The sequence below is a fragment of the Psychrobacter sp. NPDC078501 genome, assembly GCF_044900935.1.
In the GTDB taxonomy this organism is placed as follows: Bacteria; Pseudomonadota; Gammaproteobacteria; order Pseudomonadales; family Moraxellaceae; genus Psychrobacter.
In genome coordinates, this window is record NZ_JBJDOS010000009.1 from 1 (window position 1) to 23,526 (window position 23,526).

23 protein-coding genes and 1 pseudogene are annotated in these 23,526 nt (G+C 42.2%); 13 read left to right on the forward strand and 11 right to left on the reverse strand.

The window, feature by feature from the left end:
* Positions 1–107: 107 nt before the first annotated feature.
* Positions 108–707 (forward strand): annotated as a pseudogene (nfsB, locus tag ACI2IW_RS12075) (oxygen-insensitive NAD(P)H nitroreductase); the annotation flags it as partial.
* Positions 708–887: 180 nt separating this feature from the next.
* Here the strand turns inward: nfsB and ACI2IW_RS12080 are convergent.
* Entirely contained in the window at positions 888–1,781 is an 894-nt protein-coding gene (locus tag ACI2IW_RS12080; protein ID WP_404693797.1) for a LysR family transcriptional regulator, read from the reverse strand.
* Positions 1,782–1,928: 147 nt separating this feature from the next.
* Here ACI2IW_RS12080 and ACI2IW_RS12085 point away from each other — a divergent pair, with 147 nt between their 5' ends.
* Together ACI2IW_RS12085 and ACI2IW_RS12090 are read left to right on the forward strand one after the other, a co-directional pair.
* On the forward strand, positions 1,929–2,804 hold the full coding sequence (locus tag ACI2IW_RS12085) for an MBL fold metallo-hydrolase (RefSeq protein WP_404693798.1): 876 nt from the start codon (positions 1,929–1,931) through the stop codon (positions 2,802–2,804).
* A gap of 134 nt (positions 2,805–2,938) precedes the next feature.
* Positions 2,939–3,553 (forward strand): GNAT family N-acetyltransferase, encoded by a 615-nt coding sequence (locus tag ACI2IW_RS12090; protein WP_201606646.1) that lies wholly within the window; start codon positions 2,939–2,941, stop codon positions 3,551–3,553.
* A gap of 88 nt (positions 3,554–3,641) precedes the next feature.
* On the opposite strand, the gene dddP is transcribed toward ACI2IW_RS12090, so the two are convergent.
* Both dddP and ACI2IW_RS12100 read right to left on the reverse strand, forming a co-directional pair.
* Entirely contained in the window at positions 3,642–4,991 is a 1,350-nt protein-coding gene (gene dddP, locus ACI2IW_RS12095) for a dimethylsulfonioproprionate lyase DddP (protein WP_102078382.1), read from the reverse strand.
* A gap of 198 nt (positions 4,992–5,189) precedes the next feature.
* Positions 5,190–6,059: a DMT family transporter gene (locus tag ACI2IW_RS12100; RefSeq protein ID WP_228153121.1), complete on the reverse strand. Its 870-nt coding sequence runs from the start codon at positions 6,057–6,059 to the stop codon at positions 5,190–5,192.
* Positions 6,060–6,190: 131 nt separating this feature from the next.
* Here ACI2IW_RS12100 and ACI2IW_RS12105 point away from each other — a divergent pair, with 131 nt between their 5' ends.
* Both ACI2IW_RS12105 and ACI2IW_RS12110 read left to right on the forward strand, forming a co-directional pair.
* Entirely contained in the window at positions 6,191–7,081 is an 891-nt protein-coding gene (locus tag ACI2IW_RS12105; protein WP_101204563.1) for a LysR family transcriptional regulator, read from the forward strand.
* Positions 7,082–7,203: 122 nt separating this feature from the next.
* Positions 7,204–7,950 carry a carbon-nitrogen hydrolase family protein gene (locus ACI2IW_RS12110; RefSeq protein ID WP_101204562.1) on the forward strand — a complete coding sequence of 249 codons (747 nt, stop codon included), beginning with the start codon at positions 7,204–7,206 and terminating at the stop codon, positions 7,948–7,950.
* Positions 7,951–8,121: 171 nt separating this feature from the next.
* Here the strand turns inward: ACI2IW_RS12110 and ACI2IW_RS12115 are convergent, their stop codons facing one another.
* A complete protein-coding gene (locus ACI2IW_RS12115) occupies positions 8,122–8,709 on the reverse strand; it encodes a 2-hydroxychromene-2-carboxylate isomerase (protein ID WP_101204561.1) in 588 nt (195 codons plus the stop codon).
* Between the two features lie 64 nt (positions 8,710–8,773).
* Positions 8,774–9,502 (reverse strand): SDR family oxidoreductase, encoded by a 729-nt coding sequence (locus tag ACI2IW_RS12120; RefSeq protein ID WP_404693799.1) that lies wholly within the window; start codon positions 9,500–9,502, stop codon positions 8,774–8,776.
* 102 nt (positions 9,503–9,604) lie between these two features.
* Between ACI2IW_RS12120 and ACI2IW_RS12125 the strand changes: the two genes are divergently transcribed.
* Entirely contained in the window at positions 9,605–10,078 is a 474-nt protein-coding gene (locus ACI2IW_RS12125; RefSeq protein ID WP_404693800.1) for a winged helix-turn-helix transcriptional regulator, read from the forward strand.
* Between the two features lie 132 nt (positions 10,079–10,210).
* On the opposite strand, the gene ACI2IW_RS12130 is transcribed toward ACI2IW_RS12125, so the two are convergent.
* On the reverse strand, positions 10,211–11,260 hold the full coding sequence (locus ACI2IW_RS12130; protein WP_404693825.1) for a zinc-binding alcohol dehydrogenase family protein: 1,050 nt from the start codon (positions 11,258–11,260) through the stop codon (positions 10,211–10,213).
* A gap of 298 nt (positions 11,261–11,558) precedes the next feature.
* Entirely contained in the window at positions 11,559–12,422 is an 864-nt protein-coding gene (locus tag ACI2IW_RS12135) for an SDR family NAD(P)-dependent oxidoreductase (RefSeq protein ID WP_404693801.1), read from the reverse strand.
* A gap of 227 nt (positions 12,423–12,649) precedes the next feature.
* Here ACI2IW_RS12135 and ACI2IW_RS12140 point away from each other — a divergent pair, with 227 nt between their 5' ends.
* Complete coding sequence (locus ACI2IW_RS12140) at positions 12,650–12,922, forward strand: type II toxin-antitoxin system HicB family antitoxin (protein ID WP_101204557.1); 273 nt, start codon at positions 12,650–12,652, stop codon at positions 12,920–12,922.
* A 132-nt stretch (positions 12,923–13,054) separates the two neighbouring features.
* Here the strand turns inward: ACI2IW_RS12140 and ACI2IW_RS12145 are convergent, their stop codons facing one another.
* Positions 13,055–14,236 carry an MFS transporter gene (locus ACI2IW_RS12145; RefSeq protein WP_404693802.1) on the reverse strand — a complete coding sequence of 394 codons (1,182 nt, stop codon included), beginning with the start codon at positions 14,234–14,236 and terminating at the stop codon, positions 13,055–13,057.
* A 265-nt stretch (positions 14,237–14,501) separates the two neighbouring features.
* Here ACI2IW_RS12145 and ACI2IW_RS12150 point away from each other — a divergent pair, with 265 nt between their 5' ends.
* Both ACI2IW_RS12150 and ACI2IW_RS12155 read left to right on the forward strand, forming a co-directional pair.
* A complete protein-coding gene (locus ACI2IW_RS12150; RefSeq protein ID WP_404693803.1) occupies positions 14,502–15,881 on the forward strand; it encodes a PLP-dependent aminotransferase family protein in 1,380 nt (459 codons plus the stop codon).
* Between the two features lie 243 nt (positions 15,882–16,124).
* Positions 16,125–17,090, forward strand: a complete 966-nt coding sequence (locus ACI2IW_RS12155) for an EamA family transporter (protein WP_101204554.1) — start codon at positions 16,125–16,127, stop codon at positions 17,088–17,090.
* 66 nt (positions 17,091–17,156) lie between these two features.
* Here the strand turns inward: ACI2IW_RS12155 and ACI2IW_RS12160 are convergent, their stop codons facing one another.
* From ACI2IW_RS12160 to ACI2IW_RS12170, 3 genes are all read right to left on the reverse strand, one after another.
* The gene (locus tag ACI2IW_RS12160) at positions 17,157–18,284 is read right to left on the reverse strand and encodes a M14-type cytosolic carboxypeptidase (protein WP_101204553.1); all 1,128 of its coding nucleotides are present in this window, start codon (positions 18,282–18,284) and stop codon (positions 17,157–17,159) included.
* A 208-nt stretch (positions 18,285–18,492) separates the two neighbouring features.
* Positions 18,493–20,040 (reverse strand): ATP-binding protein, encoded by a 1,548-nt coding sequence (locus ACI2IW_RS12165; protein WP_101204552.1) that lies wholly within the window; start codon positions 20,038–20,040, stop codon positions 18,493–18,495.
* 1 nt (position 20,041) lies between these two features.
* Positions 20,042–20,764: a heavy metal response regulator transcription factor gene (locus ACI2IW_RS12170; protein WP_101204551.1), complete on the reverse strand. Its 723-nt coding sequence runs from the start codon at positions 20,762–20,764 to the stop codon at positions 20,042–20,044.
* 408 nt (positions 20,765–21,172) lie between these two features.
* Between ACI2IW_RS12170 and ACI2IW_RS12175 the strand changes: the two genes are divergently transcribed.
* From ACI2IW_RS12175 to ACI2IW_RS12190, 4 genes are all read left to right on the forward strand, one after another.
* Positions 21,173–21,457, forward strand: a complete 285-nt coding sequence (locus ACI2IW_RS12175; RefSeq protein WP_101204550.1) for a hypothetical protein — start codon at positions 21,173–21,175, stop codon at positions 21,455–21,457.
* Between the two features lie 177 nt (positions 21,458–21,634).
* Complete coding sequence (locus tag ACI2IW_RS12180) at positions 21,635–21,931, forward strand: hypothetical protein (protein ID WP_227522875.1); 297 nt, start codon at positions 21,635–21,637, stop codon at positions 21,929–21,931.
* A 194-nt stretch (positions 21,932–22,125) separates the two neighbouring features.
* Positions 22,126–22,719: a cytochrome c gene (locus tag ACI2IW_RS12185; protein WP_165597926.1), complete on the forward strand. Its 594-nt coding sequence runs from the start codon at positions 22,126–22,128 to the stop codon at positions 22,717–22,719.
* A gap of 140 nt (positions 22,720–22,859) precedes the next feature.
* Positions 22,860–23,495 carry a DUF411 domain-containing protein gene (locus ACI2IW_RS12190; RefSeq protein WP_165597927.1) on the forward strand — a complete coding sequence of 212 codons (636 nt, stop codon included), beginning with the start codon at positions 22,860–22,862 and terminating at the stop codon, positions 23,493–23,495.
* Positions 23,496–23,526 lie beyond the last annotated feature (31 nt).

A 23,526-nucleotide genomic window follows, 5' to 3' on the forward strand; every position in this document is an offset into this window, starting at 1 on the left:
TAAAACGCCAAGACAGGTGTGGTTTGACTATTATCGTCAGGCTGCGTAATTAAAATCTCCCAAGTTTAGTTGTACGGATTTGACGGCAGGGGTCAGTATTTGATGCCAATAAAAAGATATCTGCTGAAGATTTTGAGCAGATTAAAGACATGCTACAGATGAGTCCATCAAGTACCAATATTCAACCATGGAGCTTTGTCATTGCAGATGATGATGCAGGCAAAGCACGCATTGCCAAAAGCACGCAAGGCGCCTTTCATTTTAATACACCTAAAGTCTTAGATGCCTCACATGTGGTGGTTTTCTGTACTCGTATCCATGCCGACGATGAGTATATGCAGGCGGTGTTAGAAAAAGAAGATCAAGATGGTCGCTATGCGCAGCCAGAGTTTAAAACGCAGATGCACCAAGCACGCCAATTATTTTTAGACATTCATCGTTACGATGTCAAAGATGAGGCACATTGGCTTGCCAAACAGGTACATCTAAATATGGGCGCGGTATTATTGGGCAGCGGTCTCTTAGGTATTGATACTGTTCCTATGGAAGGCGTTGATTTACAGGCGCTTGATACGGAGTTCGACTTACGTAGCAAAGGATATTCTGCTGTAGCAGTGGTATCGTTTGGCTATCGCAGCGATGAAGACTTTAATGCCAAAATACCTAAATCACGCTTAAGTGAAGAGACTATTTTTATCAAGGCTTAAGCAATCATTAAGCGAAGTCTAGACATTATCAGATGGTCAGTAATCATCATTTTAGCGTTGCTATTGGCCGTTTGAGTTTCTACTATAGATTTTCTGACGTTTTTTAATAAAATTTCTTATTGATCTACTTTATTATGTTTAAAATAGTATAAACAAACATCCCGATCCATCCATTACTTGCTACCAATAAGGTGAACGCTTTATTTCTTCGGCAAGAAAATCAATAAACTTTCTTTGTAGTGGTGTCACCTGCTTTCGATTGGCATAAACCACATAAACACCCAAAGTTTTAGGTTTCCATTCAGGCAATAACTCAATAAGTTGGCCAGAGGCAATCAAAGATTTGACTGCGCCAGATGGCTGTAAACTAATCCCATGTCCACGCAACGTGGCAGAGAGCAAGACTTCAGAAATATTGGCGCTGATATTGCCAGAGATAGGAACAGATTCTAAACCATTTGGCCCGTCAAACACCCATGCAGACCGTCCAAAATACGCAAACGATAGACAGTTGTGATGTACAAGCGACTGTACATCTGTAGGTCTGCCACGCCGTTGTAAATACTCAGGTGCCGCGCATACGATAGAGTGGCACTCACCGATACGTCTGGCAACGACATTTGGCTCCAAGTCATTGGTGATACGAATCGCCAAGTCAATACGGGCATCAACTAAATTGACCGAGTCATCAGTGGTAAGAATATCAATCGCTGTTTGCGGCCAGTGAGATACAAAGCGACCAACCACATCCATCAAAAGGCTATCAATCAGCGAAAAGCTGGCCGTGATTCTCAACTGTCCTTTTAGCTCCAAAGTGTTTTGATTGCGTATCTGATCCAACGAGTCAGTCAATTCAAGTAACTGATACGCCACCTCAAGGGTCTGCTCACCAGGTGCAGTGAGGCTTAGACTTCGAGTCGTGCGATGTAATAAGCGCATATCCATCCAGCTCTCAAGCTCTGTCAGATAGCGCGTTACCTTAGCTCTAGACATGTCTAAATTGTCCGCGGCACGGCTCAAGCTACCTTGTTCAACGATCGTGACAAACACTTGCAACGCGGTCAGCCTATCCATCTCTTCATCCTTATTTGCGCGAAAACTGAAACAGTAAATACCGAATTATAGCGTATTTAAACGAAATACAATCGAATAGAATAGCTACTAACAACGAATGCCGCCATTAACGCGGTCTATTTACTCAAATGAAAATACAGGTAGATTATGAAAAAATTAATGACAGCTTCTATGGCGGCCAGTGTGCTACTGCTTGCAACCCAAACAAACGCAGCCGATCTACAACTACAAGCATATAAACCTGATCAAAATGCTATTTTCCCAGTGGTTTCTGTACTGGCAAGTGGCGAGAAAGATGCTATTTTGTTCGATGCACAGTTTAGTGTTAAAGATGGTGAAGCATTGGTTGATATGATCAAAAAAAGTAATAAAGACCTAAAAATGATTTATATCACGGCAGGCGATCCAGATTACTATTTTGGTCTTCAGCCTTTAGTCAAAGCCTTCCCTAATGTAAAGGTTATGTCTAGCCCTTCGATTATTGAACACATTGAGGCGACTAAAGATGCAAAATTAAAGCATTGGGGTCCAATCCTTGGTAAACATGCGCCTACCAAGATCACAGTACCGCAAACACTTGATCAGTCTACACTGACCCTAGAAGGTCACAAAATTGAAATCAAGGAGATGGGAACCCATCAAGCATATATGTGGGTACCAGAGTCAAAAACCGTTTTCGGCGGTGTGTCGGTAACATCAGGTATGCATGTGTGGACTGCTGATACCCAAACTAAAGAAGCTCGTAGCGAGTGGATGCAATCATTGGAACAAATGAAGCAATTAGAGCCAAACCTTGTGATACCAGGTCACTATTCGGGCAACCTACTCAAAAAAGACTATGCTGTTGATTTCACTCTCAGTTATCTAAAAACCTTTGAGCAAGCACTGGATGAGGCAAAAAAGCAAGACTCTAAACAGTCAGAAAAAGTGATTTCTACTATGGAAGCAGCTTATCCCACGTTGCCCGGAGGAAGTGATTTAGAGTTGAGCAGTCAAGTCAATACAGGTGAGATAGAGTGGTAAATACAGGACAACTATTAAGTAAAAAACACTAATACTTTACTAAACCCACTAACCAGATATTAGTAGCAAAGTACTGGCGTATGCTGGGTCAATCAGCATACGCCAGTACTTTTAATGATAAATGAGAACAACTGATGACAATACAGTATCGTCGTGCTACGCCTGAAGACTTTGCAGCCATTGTTGACCTTTTTGTCGTCAATATGAATTTGAGTGTATTTACTACTGCAACAGATAAGCAGGTTCTAAAGCAACTGGCTACCCTATTTCTAGCTAAAGACTGTCATCATGCTACTTTTATACAAGTTGCAGAATATGGTGACATTATTTGCGGTGTGGTGATAGGGATCACTAGACAAGATCCACATAAAGCTTTGTCATTCGATGATAAGCCCATTATTGATCAGATAGAAAACAAGCTGCGTTTATCTGATCAAGGTCGACAGGTATTAAGTGATTTACAGAAAAAAGAATCGGCTGGCGCGAAACAAAAGAAAGTCGATTTTGATAACGAATTACAGTTCTTCTGTGTAGATCCTGACTATCGTCGCCACCGTATTGGAGCGACGCTAATTCAGGCATTTGAGACTTATCTCGTGGCACAGGGCGTAACCACGTATGCATTACATACAGACACTTTATGTACTTATCAGTACTACGATAATAATGGCTATCAACGTGTTGATCAGTATCCTAACCACCTAAATCCGCAGATAATACACTATACCTATGTCAAATCTTTATCTTAACAAGCTTTTATAGATGACCATCAATGATATTCAAATAAGCATAATCCAAAAGCTCTGAGACAATATTCATACAACCAATAAACTATCTTTAATTAGCCAATAAAGCGGCTTCGAATGGATAATTAGTAAGGTTTTCAAACCCAGTGTCTGTAATAATGATTTGATCTTCAAGTTTGACACCACTTTTACCACCAACTCGACCTACATACGCTTCAACGCAGAGTGCCATGCCCGGCTCCAACACACCACTATAGCCATGGCATTCAAGGTCTTCGGGGTAACGAATAGACGGGTATTCATCACAAAGACCAACGCCATGCATCATCACACCATATCTTTGCGCTCTATATTCTTCAGGAAGCAATAAACCAGATTTTGTCACCTCTTCAAATGTCATTCCTGGTTTCAATATATTCATGTTGTGTTGGATATGTTCATAAGCTACCTGATAGAGATGCTTTTGCTCTGCACTTGGCAAGCTCTCTCCAATCATCCAAGTTCGAGACAAGTCTGCACACATTCCATAAGGGCCAATCAGATCTGTATCGAATGCAAGTAACTCACCCTCCTTCACAATTCGAGGGCCGCTTTCTTGAAACCAAGGATTGGTTCTAGGCCCTGAAGAAAGAATTCGACATTCTATCCACTCACCACCTCGACGAATATTTTCCGCATGAAGAATAGACCATATGTCATTCTCAGTGATACCGGGTACTATTGCTTCTTGCATGCACTTCATCGCAACCTCTGTTGAGGCAATTGAACATCGCATGGCATTAATTTCATCTTCGTTCTTAATAGATCGAGCAAACTCCATCACTTCCTGACCATCAAAAACATCGATTCCTAATTGTTTTATCTTATTGAAACCAGCAATTTCCATTTTATCGATAGCCAATCTTTTATTGTCTCCAGCATGTTCCTGTAAAATAGATTGAATTTCTGAAGCAAACCTAGAGTCATGTTCGTCAGTTCTATCACCGGTTTCAAAGTAGAAGAAAGAAGCGCCTCCTCTGACTTCTTTGATCAAAGGACGGTGTGCTGATAAGTGCTCACAATTGTGAAAATCCCATAAAATAAGATGGCCTGATGCCGATACAAAACAGGCTCTAGAGTGATTATGGGTTACCCATACCTGCATATTTGTGGAGTCAGTCGCATATCGAATATTAAGAGGATCAAACAATAAGATGCCGCCAAGATCTCTTTTCTGTAGTTCTTTTACGATTCTTTGGAGGCGGTATTCGCGCATTCGTGTAAGGTTAGGAGGTGTCAGCCCTAGCTCAGCCCACTCATTGAATGCAAGATCTGTTGGACCTATCTCGACACGGTCATTGTCGTTAAGAGAGCCATCAGCTTTGAACGTGCCACCTCGACGCCGTGAAGGGTCTATTTTTCGATTTGAAGATGTGACTGAGAATGTGGTTATATTGCTCATTATTTGGCCTACCTCATAGTAATAACTCCAACAAACACAGGCTCCATTGAAGACTAGAGCCTTGCGTGAATGGTTGTATCTATAGTAATTTGCCACAGAAAATGAGTATGAAAAAACGATTTAAACACACGAATTCATGACATAAAGTCATGCTAATATTATGACGCTTTCTTTCTCCGCTCTCTATGTTTCAAAACGCTATAAGGCTGTTCTTTTATATTTAATAGACTCAAGCGTGGCGAGCCAAATTAAAGGTAAGACAATAAGAGCCGAACCTATCAAAAGACTGATATCAGGTATTTCATCAAACCATATGATGCCGATAACCACTGCTCCTAACAGACCGGTATATTCTGCACTAGATATTTTATGTGCTTCAACCGCTCGGTAGACCAGTACGCAGATACCCGCATAGATCAAAATAAACAAATTTGAGCCTGCTGCTATCCATAGCGCGTACCAACTCAAAGGGGCATTTTCCCAAATAGCCAAACCAAGCCCCAACGGTATTCCGACTAAATTGGTCAAAAACAAGGTCTGAGCAACGGTGTGATTCGAAGGCAATTTACGCACTAGTAGGTTGTTTGTCGCCATGGTTAAGGCCACTATCAGCGCAAATATAGCACCCATATTAATTTGTGTTGGTTTTACCACGACAAGAATACCTATGAAGCCTAGTATTGCCACAATGATGCTTGGTGCTGTGAGTCTGTCTTTATAAAACAGAAACCCTAACGGCAACATCAGTAAAGGTGCAGTATAAAAAATCGCATTGACCGTGGCTAGCGGTAGCGCTTGGATAGACAACACCATGAATACCGCGCCAAACAACCAAATATGCCCACGTACAAAATGCCATTTTACGTTACTAAGTAGCTTGGCTTTTTGGTTGAATAAACAAAACGGTAGCAGCATCAAGACAGCTGTTAGCTGACGCAATAGCACAAACTGATAGACGGCTGCGCCATCAGGCAATTCTTTTATCAGCGCATCTGAAAGGACGGCAATCATGTTTCCTGCAACCAACAGTATCATTGCAAATCCAACACTCATCTTCGGCATTATCATGCTTATACCTATCTCAAAATACATAAAATTTTCAATTAAGCCATTTAATCTAATGGTCGGATAAATAGTATATTCGCGTATACTCATGACGTATAATGATATAAAAACGTTTAGTATTAGTTGAACTCATAATGAAACTCCCCCCATTACGTGCCATACAATGCTTTGAATCTGTAGCAAGGCTCAATAGTTTTTCTAAAGCGGCAGAAAGCCTCAACGTAACGCAAAGTGCTGTGAGTCATCAGGTTCGAACGCTTGAAGAATATCTTGGTGAAGCGTTGTTTTATAGGCAGGGCCGAACCCTTTCTTTAACAGATATAGGTGCTCGCTATTTCACAGAAGTGAATCAATCGCTGACTACTCTATCCAATACCAGTCAGGCCATTCGCCATGATAAGCCTGGCCATATTCGCCTAGCACTGTATAGTTCAGTGGCTGTCAATTGGTTGATTCCTCGGTTAGAAAACTTCCGCGAACAGCACCCAGAGATTGAGCTGACCTTAAATATGGTGACAGACCAAGACGACTATAATGAGCAATGTTCGGATTGCTTTATTACCGTCAATCTACCGAAACGCAATGTAGTCAGCAAGCTTTTATTCGCTGAGAAGCTATTTCCTGTCTGTGGCCAAAAGCTTTGGGCAGAAATAAAGGATCAGCCATTGCCTGAGGCGTTATGGCAACACCCTATACTGTCCGTAAAATATTCTGACAAAAGTGAAGGTACGGCTAATGATTGGCTAAAATGGTGTAAAGCAGGCGGGTTTGAGCTGCCAAGCGAGGTAAAGATTAATCAATTTAGCCATGTACTGCTTGCCGCACAGGCTGCACGTTATAACTTAGGTATTACGCTTACCGACAACTATATGATGCTAGAACAAACACATCAGCAAAATCTTGTCAAAATCCCAATGCATGAATTACTCACTGGCGACAGTTTCTATTTCTTTTATAATGACTTAAAGTCAAATCAACCAGACATCATTAAATTGAGTCGTTGGTTAGAGTCACAATGTCTTTAAAAGTGTTTTAAATAGCATTTTAAATAAGTGTTTCTAAAGACCGTCATTAACGAATATTACCTATAATTGCGACCAATAAGCACTGTGAAAGTATCAACCCCCTACGGTAAAGAGCAAGACCTATGCAAATAATCCTCAATCAAATGGATATTACCGATTATCAAGTATCAGTAAATGCTGCTGCGATATTAAAATCAATCCATGACAATCAAGCCTGCGATGGCTTTATGATTTTTCCAGAACTTGCTTTGACTGGCTTTCCGACGCTAGACAATATTGAAGCGTTGTATCATCAATCAACAGAGCACTTTCACAGCATATTGGAAGCAAGCAAAAATACAGATTCAACCATCATTATTGGACATATTGACAAACAGGATCAACTTTTCTATAACGCATGTTCTTTTATAAAAAACGGCAAAATCATTCATAAACACAGAAAGTCAAAGCTTTGGCTTGATGATGTTGGGGTATTTACGAGCGGAGAAGACTTGTCAGTGGTTAGCATTAATGATGTGGTTTGCGGTGCTCAGATTTGTTTTGAGCTAGAGTTTCCAGAAGGCTCAAGAGCACTGGCAAAAAAAGGCGCACAGATCATATTTATGCCAAACGGCAATATGTCTCCCTATGCAAATAACCACTATGTATTGACTCAAGCTCGGGCTATAGAGAACCAATGTTTTGTGATTACCTGCAATGGTGTCGGCGTCGGTCATGGCGGTCAGTTTGTAGGAGAGAGCCTAATCGTCTCTCCTACAGGACGAATTATCAAAAAACTTGGTTCGTCGCCAGATATAGTAACAGTAGATATAGATTTAGAGGAACTAGAGCAGTCTAAGCAAAACTATCAATATATAGACTTGTCTTAATGTAACCATAGAGCTTAATCATTAAACTGAGTAACAAGGTTATTTTCTGGAGAAACCACAGTGAAGAAAAATCACGGTTACTTATCGCGGCTGACGTCTGGTGGCTTGAGAGCCAATGGACTATCGTTGAGCTAGTACAGCGCAGCCTATATATCCTATGACTTACTATTCTCAGTCTCTCAAAGCATCTTCAACAAAGCTCAACCGGTCTTGACCAAAGTACATTTCATCATTTACGAAGAAACTTGGTGCCCCAAATATGCCTCGTGCTACTGCTTCTTCGGTACTAGATTTTAAACGCGCCTTGACCTCAGGCTCACTAATACGCGCCATAAAATCAGTCGCCTCAATGCCTACTTTCGACAGAACTTCAGCCACAACTTCTGGTGATTCCATATTTAACTTTTCAGCCCATAGCGCATTGAAGATAGCGGATAAATAACTCTCAAATTTAGGTGTCCCCAAATAAGCGGTAACACCGCGCATAAGCTGCATCGTATTGACTGGGAAAAATGGATTGAAGCGAAAAGGTACGTCATAGATGGCTGAAAAACGCTTAAGGTCTTTGAGCATATAAGCGCCTTTAGCAGGTACGGCAGCTGGTGAGGTGTTACCAACGGCTTGAAACACTGCGCCAAGTAACATAGGTCGCCAAACAATTTCGGCATTGTGACGCTGCGCGATACTCGCTAACTGTGTCCATGCCAAGTAACTGGCTGGGCTACCCACATCAAAGAAAAACTCTACTTGTTTACTCATCTTTGCATTCCTTGCAATATATTAAAAATTCATTAAAATTTTGACGGTTATTAACCAGATAAGATTAAAAATTTTCCATCCATGGGCGTAAATCCAGCTCATGCGTCCAGCTATCTCTTGGCTGACAGTGCAACTGCCAATACTGCTCAGCGATATGTTCTGGATTTAAAATACCATCTTGGTCTTTTAGCTCATAGCGCTCAGGAAAGTTGTCACGAATAAAATCAGTATCAATAGCACCGTCAATGATAGGGTGTGCGACATGTATGCCTTTAGGTCCCAACTCGCGCGCCAGGCTTTGTGCCAGTGCCCGCAGAGCAAACTTAGCACTAGCAAAAGCTGAAAAACCTTTACTACCGCGTAAAGACGCTGTTGCACCCGTAAAAATAATTGTCCCCCTCTCACGTGGAATCATGACTTTTGCCGCTTCTCTACCTGTCAAAAATCCAGCCAAAGCACCCATCTCCCACACTTTACGATAGACCCTCTCTGTCGTATCTAAGATGGAGAAATGCACGTTTGCACCGATGTTAAACACCACGACTTCAATCGGCCCAATGTCTTTTTCAATATGAGCAAACAGCTCAACCATCTCTTGCTCGATACGCGCATCACAACCAAATGGCTTGACTACTCCTCCAGCCGCTTCGATATCACTGACTAATGTTTCTAGCTTCTCAACAGTCCTTCTGGTCACGCACAAAGTAAAACCTTCTCGCGCAAAACGTCTGGCAACAGCGCTGCCAGTGGCATCGCCTGCGCCGATTACAACTGCTACGGGTGCTCTGTTCATATCTATTTCCTTATAGGTTCCTTTTTAGAACTAACAAAAACATAGCTTTATTTTTGGACCCTGTCAAGCTAACCTATAGCTTAAAGATAAAGGAGATAACCTATGCGCTGGGATGAACTGGACCAACAGTCTTGCTCGGTGGCTCGCACTTTAGCAGTCATTGGTGATCGTTGGACGCTCATGATTTTACGCGATTGTTTTTTGGGAGTCAGACGATTCGACGTATTTGAGCAACGCTTGGGCATTACACGCCATGTCCTATCTAACCGTCTTCGCAAGCTGGTTGAATACGATATTTTAAAAAAAGTCGCCTATCAGCAGCGGCCGCTACGTGAGGAATATAGACTGACAGAGTGTGGATTAGATTTGCACTCTGTCGTACTGGCATTGGTCAGTTGGGGTGATAAATACATGGCTGATGAACGCGGGGCACCGCTGTTGCATAGACACAAGGCATGTGGTCACATTATGCATCCTGTGACAGTATGCTCCGAGTGCGCTGAGGCCGTTACTGCACGTGAGGTTGAGGTTGAGATAGGACCCAAATGGATCGGTAATGATGAAGTGATTATTTAATATAGTAGCGGTTTATGAATCACTGGAGCTAGATATCAGAACACTTTATTTAAAAGACTTGACCTTTTACGGTTGTACTGTACTTCAGCCTAAAGTGTTCCGAACCCTCGTTAACTATTAATCTAAATGGCGTTATGCAGACCAGCCTTCTAATACAATCTTGCCATGCGCTTGCTGTTTTTCTAGCATTTGGTGCGCACTACGTAGATGTTCAGCGGTGATAGCCCCAAGATTGTGAGCAACTGTGGTTTTGATCTCGCCTGCATCAATCAATTTTGCCACCGCATTTAATAAATGATGCTGTTCAATCATGTCTGGCGTATTGAACATTGAGCGTGCAAACATAAATTCCCAATGCAGGCTTAAGCTCTTGGTTTTAAGAGGGTTGGCATCTAATGATTTTGGATCATCAATCAGTCCAAGCTTACCTTGCGGCTTTAAGCATTTAATGATTTCTTCATAATGATCCTCAGTATTATTGAGACTCACCACGTAGTCTACTTCAGCAATACCCGTTTTTTGTAGTTCCTCAGACAATGGGTTGCGGTGATTGATAACATGATCAGCACCCAAGTCTTTGAGCCACTGCACGCTCTCATCTCTCGAAGCCGTACCGATAATCGTGGCAGACGTTCTTGTTTTTAATAACTGAGTTAAGATAGATCCAACACCGCCCGCTGCGCCAATGACCAATACTGAGACGTTATTAGCATTCTCGCTACTACCGCTGTCATTCGCTGCGCTATCAGAGACAGGCACTTGTAAACGGTCAAATAACATCTCCCAAGCTGTAATCGTCGTGAGTGGTAATGCCGCTGCCTCAGCGAAAGACAAAGAGGCTGGCATGTGTCCAACGATACGCTCATCGACCAACTGATATTCAGCATTGCTGCCTGAACGGGTCAAATCTCCAGCATAATAGACGTTGTCGCCTACTGAGAATAAACTGACGTCTTCACCGACAGCCGTCACAGTGCCAGCAGCATCCCAACCAATAACAGCATACTCACCCTCTGCGGCAGGACGCCCTTCACGGATTTTGTAATCTACTGGATTGACTGATATGGCTTTTACTTCTACGAGAATATCGCGGCCTGAAGCAATTGGCTTATCAAGGGTGATGTCTTGTAGCGATTGTTCATTATCGATAGGTAGATTGTTTTGATAACCAATGGCTTTGATAGTTTGCATAATATTGTGTCCTGTTTTTAATAAGAAAGTTTTTAAAAATAAAATTTGAAAATATAGTTAGGGCGTGTCCTCAATTCAATCAATAGTCATCTAAATGGGTTAAAAATGGCTAAACCTTGCCAAACAGCGTCAAATCGCTGGTTAATATCCCGATATTATCTGCACTATTTTCCTCGTTTGACGGCAATTTACCTCATTTTTATCACCATTTTTGAAATGAAGATACGCCCTAGTAATGGTTTAATTGTTCGAAATTTATTGATGCCGCAAAATATAAATCTTATGCATCTTATGCAAAAATTGACTGCAATACTGTCTGAGTCTGCTGCTCAAGCTCTGCAATGGCTGCTTGGTTTAAAGCATCAGCATGTGGTCGACCAAACATCCCTCTTGCATCGCCATGTACGCCATCTTTGATGTCGTTATCAAAGTATGTACCAGTATCGTCAGCGAACTCATCCGAGATGGCCAACTCCGTTAGGATATTTGCGCCCTTGCCTGCTGATGACCAGTGCTGACCATACGCTTCGTTAGCCATTTTTGTGTTCAGTAGCGAACCTGGGTTGACGGCGATGACATTGATATCGTTGCTAGCGACGGTGTCAGCTAATGCCATACTCCACATCGTGAGTGCTAGCTTACTTTGGGCATAAGCATCCTTATCATCGAGGCGGGTCTGGCCTGCAAGTGCTTGATAAGATATTGACGCTTGCGCAGCTGAGCTTAAGTTCACGATACGTGCTTTATCAGACTGCTTGAGCAAAGGTAATAAAGCATTGGTCAGCTCATAAGGCGCTAGATAATTGACTACGAAACGTACATCCAAACCGTCTTTAGTCAATGCTGATGCCGTAGTATAAATCCCTGCGTTATTTATGAGTACATCAAGCTTTGGCAGTTTTTCATTGACGTCTGCTGCCATCTTTAGCACATCCGTTAAATCAGAAAAATCAGCCACAAACCCATCAATATTATCTACTGCTGCGCCTGTCGCGACTGCTTGAACTTCTGCAATGACGCTAGCAAGTTTGTCAGCATCGCGGCCATGTAAATACACTTGGTGCCCAGCTTCTGCCAGTTTTAACGCTGCCAATTTGCCAATGCCATCTGTGCTGCCAGTGATTAAAATTGTTTTAGTGGTATTCAGAGTCATAAATCGCCCTTATTGTTTGAATTATTGTTTCAGTTTTGGATACCTGTTCTATTTTATCCATCGTGATAGCGCCCATTGTAATGAAAGTGTTGTGGGTCAAACAGTAGCCATCACCTAAAACACTTTCAATATAATTTTGAAAGTGAGTTATATTTAAGAGGTTATGTAGAGCATTATCTAAGCGATTTGCAGTTATACTTAGGTTCAAACTTCATGAGGAATGTTAAATGCAGTATCCCATAGCAATTACACCAAGTAATAAAACAACAGCTTATGGCATATTTATCCCAGACATAGTGGGTTGCTATTCAGCCAGCGATGAACGTGCAGATATCTCTAATAATGCTAAAGAAGCGATTATGCTCCATCTAAAAGGATTGATAGAAGACGGTGAAGCCATTCCTCTACCTACCGATAGTACTAAACATAAAGATAATCTAGATTTTGAAGGAATGGATTGGGCAGTAGTAGATATTCAGATACATGAGCTATATGAATGACATCAAAGAACCACTCATGCCTGTCAGATATAATAAATGAACTAAAAAAATTCACATAACAAAAAGGACAAGTAATCTAATCATGAAAAATTAAAAAGATAATGAATAGAAAACTGCATTATCAATCTTATTTTAAGACAGGCTATGCAGATTGGCGTTCGAATGACGTCCAGTTCTCAATATAGGCTGGCTAGCAAATAAGACAATCACACCAACTAATGAAAACACACCAAAGGCGTAGAACGCAGTAGCAGCACCATACCTATCCACAATCAAACCAGTAAAGATGACGGGTACACTAAGCCCTATATATGCCATCAGAAAATAGCCTGCACTTGCACGTGCCTGCTCATTTCCAGCAGATTTTGCGACTCCTAGCATACCGCCCAAGTAGACAAAGCCATAGCAACTAGTACTGGCCAAGAATGCCGCCAAAAGAATGACTGGTAGATTGGCGTTCAACGTCCCCCAAGCCAATAAAGCATAAGCCGGTAATAAGATCAAAAGACCAAGCTTGCTTGAGACTTGAGGGTCAAGCTTTCGGGCGATTGGCTGAACGATCAATCCACAACTGATGGCTAACATAGAGGATATCCCTGCATACTTAGCGAGTCCATGTGTGGCCAGTACTGAGGGAATAACTGACAGCACCAAACCTGTCGTCGCCCAACAAATCAAAATACTACTGCCATACCAAATGACTTCACGATTAAAATAAGGTAGCCGTAGCATAGATGTGGGCAAATTAGTGCGTTTAGGTGCTGTCTCTGGTAATTGATATAACAAAAACATAGCGAATATCCCACTCGCTAGCAGTAAGAAAAAACTGGCTGGCTGATCGGTTTCGTAAAACATTAAAGAAACTGTCGTCAATACAGGACCAAGACCAAAACCTATCGTCGTACTGGCCGTCACCCACGCTGTCGCACGCATCGTATCCGATGAGCCAAGCAGCTCAATCATATAGGCTGTCGCCGTAGCAGCCATCAGAGCAGTTCCCACACCCAGTACGAATCGCGCTACTGCTAATGCTCGCGTGTATGGATAAAATAACATAAGAGCCGTCGCTGCTACCGATAACGCTAAAGCTATTAAAATTGTCTTGCGCCGTCCAATCCGATCAGACAACCCACCAAAAGCCAACAATACAGGTATGACGCCTAATACATAAAAGGAAAACGCTATCGTAGTTGCTAGTACACCATAGCCATCATTGTGTGCGTAAACGGCATAAAGCGGCCCTTGGATATTGACGCTTGTCGTTATCACGCATAAGGCAAAGGCCAGATATTTATTATATTTTTTCGTGGTCATATATCGCTGCTTTTTGAAGAATTACCATTGAATTGACTGAGGTAAGTGTGATTCACAGTAGAATGACACCTACCTCTACATCGTTTACGTTCAATGATTAAAACAAAAGTACAGTAGGTTATCTATATACAATCCAGTACAATTAGACAGAACTGTTTGGTCTATAAAACCCATACAGTTCGGATATCCTACCCATATATTGTCCTAGCTATAACCTTAAGATAAAACCTTCACAAAATTCGCCTTACCAAAAATTGTAAAAAATATGAATAAAAAGCTAACACGTATCGAAGTTGTCATGGCTGACGTAAAAGAGAAAATAGCGACTGTCATCTACATGCCAGAGTCGCGACTACCCTCCGTCCGTGCCGCTGCCAAAGATTATGGGTTCTCGCCATCTACCGTGGTTGAAGCCTATGAACGCCTGCAAACTGAGGGAATCATCTACTCCCGTCCTGGCGCAGGGTTTTATGTGGCAGAAACTACAGCGCCGCTATCATTGACAGATATAGCACCAAAAATTGACCGAGTGGTAGATCCGTTGTGGGTATCGCGGCAGTCACTGGAGCCACCCGATGGCGCGCTAAAGCCAGGCTGCGGCTGGTTACCAGCGGACTGGCTGTTTGAGGCAGGTATACGCCGTGGTCTACGAAATGTGGCAAAGGCTGACGCGTCCATTATCAGTGAGTATGCAACGCCGCTAGGACTGTTAACATTGCGCCAATTACTCACACGGCGTATGGCAGGATTAAGTATCAATGCAGAGCCATCACAGGTTATATTGACGGATTCAGGCACTCAGGCGATAGATTTGATTTTTCGATTTTTGCTGACGCCGGGTGACACGGTCATCGTCGATGATCCTTGTTATTTTAACTTTCGAGCACAGCTGCTTGCCCATCGGGTCAAAGTGGTTGGTGTGTCTTATACGCCAAATGGGCCAGATATAGATGCCTTTGCAGCGATTTTAGATGAGTGTAAGCCGCGCCTGTACATCACCAATGCTGCCATTCATAATCCTACGGGCGCAACGTTATCACCTGCTACGGCATACCGTGTATTACAATTGGCTCAGACTGCTGATTTGTACATTATCGAAGACGATATTTTTGCAGATTTTGAAGTCAAGCCTGCGGCGAGATTGGCGGCTTTGGATGGGTTATCACGAGTATTCTATATAGGCAGTTTTTCTAAAACGTTATCAGCATCCCTACGCTGTGGTTATATTGCAGCGCCTACAGAGTGGGTTGAGAGTTTGGTAGATTTAAAGATAGCGACTGGCTTTGGTGGCAGTCAGTTAGCAGCGGCGGTTGTGTTCTCAGCATTGACTGATAGCGGCTACCGTAAGCATATGAATGATATCCATACTCGGCTGGCAAGCGCGCGTACTCATACGCTACCACGATTGGCCAAATTAGGCATCGTACCGTGGCTGCTCCCACAAGCAGGTATGTTCCTATGGTGCCGATTACCTAAGAATAATAATGCGACCGAATTGGCCAATCGCTGTTTATCCAAAGGTGTGGTATTGGCACCGGGCAATGTTTTTAGCCAATCGGACAATGCTGAAAATTTTATGCGGTTCAATGTGGCGCAGATGAGCCATTCAAAAATTTTCGAGGTATTGGCTCAATCGTTAGACTGATCAATCAGAGACTTATATAGTCATTCCACTATAAAGTATTACAGCGTTAACCTCGCTTGAAGTATCACATGTACATCTACACTCGGTTGCCTTGTACTACTTTTAAATTGAATCGACTATAGTGCTAGTACCTTCTTATTATATATTGACCTTTCGACTATAATTCTAAGCCTAAACATAAGCTGAACACAATTAAATATAACCACTCCCGACAACGGATACTATTTCTCTAGGATAGCTCATATGTCCCCTATATATACTGCATTGGCTATACTGGTTACCTTTATCTGGGGCGTAAATTTTACTTTTATTGCGTGGGGTCTTGAGAGCTTTCCGCCATTGATGCTTACTGCTCTGCGTTTTTTCTTTACTGCTGTGCCATTGGTTTTGTTTCTAAAGCCGCCTAAATTCAACCGTACCTTGTTTATCTATGCTATCGGTACATTTGTCATGCAGTACGCCTTTGTATTTACAGCAATGCATCTGGGTTCATCCCCGGGGCTGACGGCACTACTGCTACAAATTCAGATTTTTATCACGGTATTGCTAGCGTACTTTATATTGGGTGAAGCAGTCAGCCGTATGCAAATCGTCGGTATGTTGGTCGGTGTACTAGGACTCAGCGTGATTGCGCTAAACCTTGGCGGTGATATGCCTTTGGCAGGGTTCATCTGTATTTTGATTGCGGCCATCGGTTGGAGCTTTGGTAATATTGCCTCCAAGCAAGCATCAAAACAGACCTCAGAAAAAGCGTCAGAGCAAACGGCTCTAAAAGCGATGCAGCAAGGAACAAGGGTATCTGTTGCTACATCCAGCACTGAAAAAAATAAAGCCTCTGCTCTGTCTGCGCTAGCGCTGGTAGTCTGGGGCGGTCTCATTGCTTGCGTGATGTTGACGATATCTTCTCTTACATTTGAGACTGATGCATGGCAGATGGCGACGTTTACTGAAGCATCACTCAAGTCTTGGCTCTCACTTGGGTTTATCGTCTATATCTCAACCTTAATTGGCTTTGGTCTGTGGGCACACTTACTCAGTCAAAATACCGCGTCCAAGGTTATGCCGTTTGCACTATTGGTGCCCGTATTCGGTATGGTGACCTCAGTACTACTCACAGGAGAAGTGGTGACTTGGTGGAAGATGCTGGCCATGATGTTGATCTTATCAGGGCTGTTATTGGCGAATGTGAAAATGAAAAGAAGCTGCTAACGATGACCACTAAAACACTCAGCCATCATTAGCAGCTTTCTATTTTCTGCAGCTTTTTTTCTATAGTTATCGTAAGTCATCCACCACAGCTAGCATTGCTACCAGTGATGCTTCCCCTAACTTGATAGAACGCTCGGGTGACCAACCCATCTCTTCATCGGGCAGATTATCATTGTCTTTAAATGGCATCTCTAACGTATTAGCAAGACAATCAAAACGCTCTGCTACCCAATTGGTGGCAACGGTCATATTGGCAGCACCTGGTGCATCGACCTCATAGCCAATCTCAGACTGAAAGTCGGCACTGGCTAACTTTAATACCTCTGAAAACTTATCACGTAGTCCAGCAAGACGGTCACTGTAGCTTGGCGTCCCTTGTGACCCAGCGAGGAATACATACGGCAATGCTTCATCACCATGCACATCATAAAATAGATCCACGCCTGTCGCTTCCATTTTATTAATCACATGAAATACTTCAGGGCTTTTGTCTAAGCTTGGACTTTGCCATTCACGATTTAAGTTGGTTCCGGCAGCGTTAGTACGCAAGTGTCCACGCACACTGCCATCAGGGTTCATATTAGGAACAATATAAAAATTGGCCTTGTCTAACAACTGTTTGCCAGTCGCATTATCACTATCTAACAAGCTATACAACAAACCCTCAATGAGCCATTCAGCCATCGTCTCACCTGGATGCTGACGAGCAGTAATCCATATATTGCGCTTGTGGGCAGCACCGTCACCTATTTTGACTAGGGTCAAGTCACGTTTATCAAGCGTTTCGCCTAGATGCTCTAACGTCACTAGCGGATGCACTTGCACGGCGGCCAATAAATCTTGATGACGCTCATAGCTATAAGGCGCAAAATACGCAATCTGAATGGTTTCGCATTCTAACTCTGCCACGATGGTCAATTTGCCATCTTTATAAGAGGTTGGCAGACGGAACCAATGCTGACGATCATAAGAAGCCACCGCTTGGTAGTTCTCCCACCCTTCTAGATAAGACGCCTCTCCTGCATTCAGAATATTGAGAACATACTGCTCCCCTATTTGACCTGACAAACGAAAGTTAAACCACTGAAAAAACTCGCCGCCAACATCTGGACGAATCGCTAATTGAATGTCTTTTTTGTTGTCTGCATTAATAATGTCAATGTTGCCTGCATCAAAATTAGCTGTGATATGCATAGTCATTCCCTAATTGATTTTTATGATTGTGTTTTAAGTATTATGTTCGTTATCGACTTACTGTTCTACCTATTGCCTTGTAATAATCTCTAGCTTTATATTGGGCACTAGACATACATTTACTTGGTCATTATCAGCTCGTTTTCAAGGCAATAACCTATCAAATCTATCTGTTCAGGTTGAATATTTAGCGTTGGCTACTAAAAGATTAAACCTCTGCTAATAACTCGACACTTACTTGAAAGTAATCATCGTCTTTTATAGTAATACTGACGTTACCATTATGCGCCCCAACGATAGACTGTACGATAGATAGACCCAAACCTGTTCCTGTGTGGCGATCTATTGTTTTATGATGTCGATAGAAGCGCTCAAACAACTTATCTGCCTCACTTTGTGTCAACGGCTCATCTAATTGGTTAGTGATGGTCATTCGTAAAATAGCTTGTTTTGATTGTTGAAGACTGCTTATTGTTGTACCCACCATCTCATCTGAGTTTACTCTATCTGCACTAATGGTTATAACGCTATCTTGAGCAGCATAATAAATCGCATTCGATATCAGATTAGCAAAGAGCCTTTGTAATAAACTTTTATCTCCTAAAACAGCGCTGAACTCACCTTTGGTTTCAATAGCGATACCTCGGTCTTCTGCAATCATTTCGTAGTAATCAACGAGCTTGGTGATTAAACTGTCCGTATCCACGTGACTGATTTGCGAGTCACTCAATCCTTTTTGGGTTTTTGCTAGCAGCAGCATATTATTTATCATGGCCGATAGCTGCTCTAAGGTGTCATGCTGATGGTGTAGCTGCTCAATGTATTCATCACTAGCTCTCGGTTTGTTTAACATGACTTGCGTTTGCGTGCTGAGTGTCGCTATTGGAGTGCGCAGCTCATGGGCGATATTGTCTGAAAACCGTGACAATGATTCAAAATTACTTTCAAGCTTGGCCATCATTGAGTTGTAAGATTCTGCTAATGGTCGCAGCTCTAACGGCATATCACTGACCGTGACTCTATCATCCAATCTGTCAGGATTCATTGTTTTCATTTTTTGGACGATGGTCGCCAAAGGTGCAAAACCCCAATACACACCCAGCGCCGCTACTGATACGAGCAACAAGGTAATCGCGAACAAAATCATACTAAGCTGACGATTGAACTGTAATAAATACTGATGATGCACATCTATAGGCAATGCGATAAGCGCGAGCATTTTGTCGTCTTCAATGACCATTGCTCGATAGTATCGGCTGTTGATATTCATCACAAACTGTTGCTTATCATTATCTTGTTTCAGTGATGACAGATTAAATCCTTCCCCTAGCTCTTGAGCAAAGTTATTGGGGGTACTAGACAGTATCTGCCCTTCTTTATTAGCGATAATGGTTTTTAGATCGTAATCTAGCCAAGAAGAATGCTGATGATCAGCTTCATCTGATATCGCTGCGGTAGAAGTATCTCCATCAGGCATTACGTCAGGTGCCGCTCTTAGCGGCTGTTGACTATCCAATGGATTTTGAGAGCTAGGTAGGGTTTGGGAAGTTATAGGGCTACTAGGTTCTATCACTCGTTTACGTAGATTAAAAGCCGCATGAGTCATAATTTCAGCGTCCATTTGCTCGAAATGGCCTTTAACAGAACGCTGTATCCATATATAAATGATAACCTGTGATATAACAACAAATATCGTGAGCAGCAACACAGTACGCCATAATAGTGGCAAGCGCCGATTATCAAACCTATATTTCATATTAGACATTGCCAGCTTCGTGAGATGGTTGGCTATCAAGCGCTGTATCGACAGCTTCTAACCGATAGCCCATCCCGCGCACCGTATGAATCAGCTTTGCGTCATGATCATCGTCTATTTTTATACGAAGACGTCTTATCGCCACATCAATCACATTGGTATCATTTTCAAAGTTCATATCCCATACTTGGGAGGCGATGATTGAGCGTGGAAGCACTTCACCGCGGCGCTCTAATAAAAACTGTAGTAAGGAAAACTCTTTTGCCGTGAGCTTAATAGGCTTATCTCCTCTATGCACCGTACGCTTGCCGATGTCCATCTTAAGATCCGCTATTTGCATAATCGTACTTTGATAGTCGGCTTGATTGGCACGTCGTAATAAGCTTTTCATCCTGACGATCAATTCTGCAAAGGCAAAAGGCTTGGTCAAATAATCATCGCCACCAATCTCAATCCCTTTTATCTTGTCACTTAAGTCATCTTTTGCGGTTAGAAATAGCACAGGCGTATGCTTGCCAGCCGCTCGGTAATTACGCACCAGCTCAAAGCCACTAACATCAGGCAGCATCACATCCATCAATATCACGCTAAATTCTTCCGTCATCAATGCATGATAGCCATCTAATCCTGTTAGCTGATGATCCACGATAAACCCAGCTTCGGTTAAGCCTTTTTTTATATACTCGCCAAGCTTCAATTCATCTTCTACCAGCAGTACTTTCATTGTAATTCCTCAATACGGTCATGATTGTTTAACGTTCTAACCAGCACAGGTGACAATATTGACTGGTAGCGGACAAAGATGTCATGTGCTCGTAATCAGACTGTCAGTTTTATTTTGCTAATCTATATAAACGGTACATAGGTGCTCGTTTCAATACTTAGCTACTATCCAATACTTAGGGCGTGTCCTCAATTCAAACGAGTGTCTCTAAATGGGCTAAAAACAGCTAAATTTTGCCAAACATCGTCAAATAATTGGTCAATATCTCGATATTATCTGCACTATTTTCCTCGTTTGACGGCAATTTATCTCATTTTTATCACCATTTTTAAAATGAGGACACGCCCTAGCTACTATGAATTATTTTTATCGGTAATCAATGTAAACAACTTACGAAAGAGGTTTTATATGAAAATTTATGGTTCGTTCAAAAAAGTAGTACTGCTTTCGGTATCTGTACTTATCGGTACTACCACTGCCAATGCGCATACGATTGATCTAAGCACTTCAATCATCAACAACTGCGACGCTGTGACTGAGTTTGCAAAAAACTTGGATCATAACGATGCTCAGCTCTCAAATTCACAAATGAAAAGCTATATCGATGCGAGAGTGGCTTGTGAGATTGAACACAAAGATCAACATCTACAGTCTGAAAAATACTTCATTAACAAATATGGTAGCGATAAGTGATATCAGCTCTGATGTCATACTAAAGGATTACTGACAACATTAAAAACCATAAATAGTAAGATGACAGAATTGTAATCTTACCGTCATCTCTCTGTCAGAATCACTAAAGTATGCTTTAAAGTAACTTAATATCTTAAAGTCTTTTCGACTACATACCAATTTAAATAAGGATTTACCATGTCATTATTCAAACCAATGCCACTGCTCAAATCAATGCCACTTTCTAAATCAATCGTAGCAACTGCTATAGCCTTAGTTGTTTCAACCTCTGCGTTGGCACACGATCCCAAAATGCACGCTGAAAAAGACCAAATGAACTGTGAGAAAATGCAAAAGCATATGCAGATGATGCAAAAAATGGATCATAGCAAAATGGATATGAATGATCCTGCTATGAAAGCCATGATGGCTAACATGAGCAAAATGAAAGCGATGTACCAAAAGCACTGTGTGAGCAGCGATAGCGATTCTTAAATATCAATTTATAAGTTCAATACTATAGTCAGTTCAATATAATTTCGATACAAGGAAACCGAGTGCAAGTTATACATTAATATGCTTAGCGAGGATGACGCTGTAGCGGATTTATATAGACTTGACTATATTGTCAGAGAAGCTGATCAAGCAGTAATGGGATATTAAATAAAATGGATTTTTAGGACAAACCTATGAAGTTTTTACTAGGAATACTGTTTACTGTCTTTGTCGCTATTGTGGGCATTTTTATGGTGGTGACTAGTGGCATGATAAATATCGGTGCTGATCGAGCTCATAGTCCGCTGGTTTACGATTTTTTAGAAACTGCCCGCACACGCTCGATTGAACATGCCAGTAAGAATATTTTGGTTCCCAATTTAAAAAAGGCGGAGATGATCAGCTCGGGCGGTGCAGATTACAAAGATATGTGTGCAGGCTGTCATTTATCTCCTGGCGTCAACAGCACAGATTTAAATAGCGGTATGTACCCAAAGCCTCCTAACTTTACTCAGGCGGATATCGTTAAGCGCTATCGAAACGAGGCTGGTGCCAGACAAAGCTTTTGGGCGATTAAACATGGCATTATGGCGTCTGGCATGCCCGCTTGGGGCGCTACTCACGATGATGACAGAATATGGGCGATGGTTGCTTTTATTAGATCGCTACCTAACTTAAATGAAAACCAGTACACCATGCTAACGACTCGGTTAGACGATAGTATGTTGGATATGTCATTTGATGGTGAGATGGATATGTCAGGTGATGGATCCGGCATGCAACATTGATTTTTTGTACAAAATGCAGTGCTCAATAGTGCTGCTTTTTGCGATTTGAGTTTTAAGCTTTGCTAGCACTATTTTGTCCAGTGATGTGGCTCTAATTTTTATAATATTTAATCGTCAGACAGACGCTCGGGAGTGGTTTTATGAGACGCTATACTAATAGATTTATTAATGAACATAATCTGATATCTGGCCGTGTGCTCTCGGCGATCGTGGTATTGCCGTTATCGTTAACGATTGCCGCTTGTAGTCAACCTAACTCCGCTGCTGCTGACTCAACACCAGCGACTGAGCCAACTGTTGCTACGCACACGGAGCAACCAACAGCTGAAATAATGCCAGTCAGCGCTCCTTCAGATACCCAATCAACTATCCTAAAAAATATCTCAGCCACCGTCTATAAAGATGCGAATTGTGGCTGCTGCAAAGAATGGGTCGGTTATGCCGAAGGTCATGGTTTAAACGCAACTGCACAGAATGTCGAAGACGTGTCCTTGTTTAAAGAGCGATACAGCGTACCGCAGCAAATGCGCTCTTGCCATACCACCGTCACTACTGATGGCTACGTATTTGAAGGTCATGTCCCTGCTAAGTATATGGCGCAGTTCCTAAAAAACCCGCCAAGTGATGCGATTGGCCTTGCTGTCCCGAGCATGCCAGTCGGTAGCCCAGGTATGGAATACCAAGATAAATTTATGCCATATAAAGTGATGCAGCTTAATAAAGATGGCTCAACAGCTATTTATGCAACTATTGACTCACCGCAGCAGCAAATCTAGCTTGGTTGTCGTTTAAATAGCTTATCCAGCT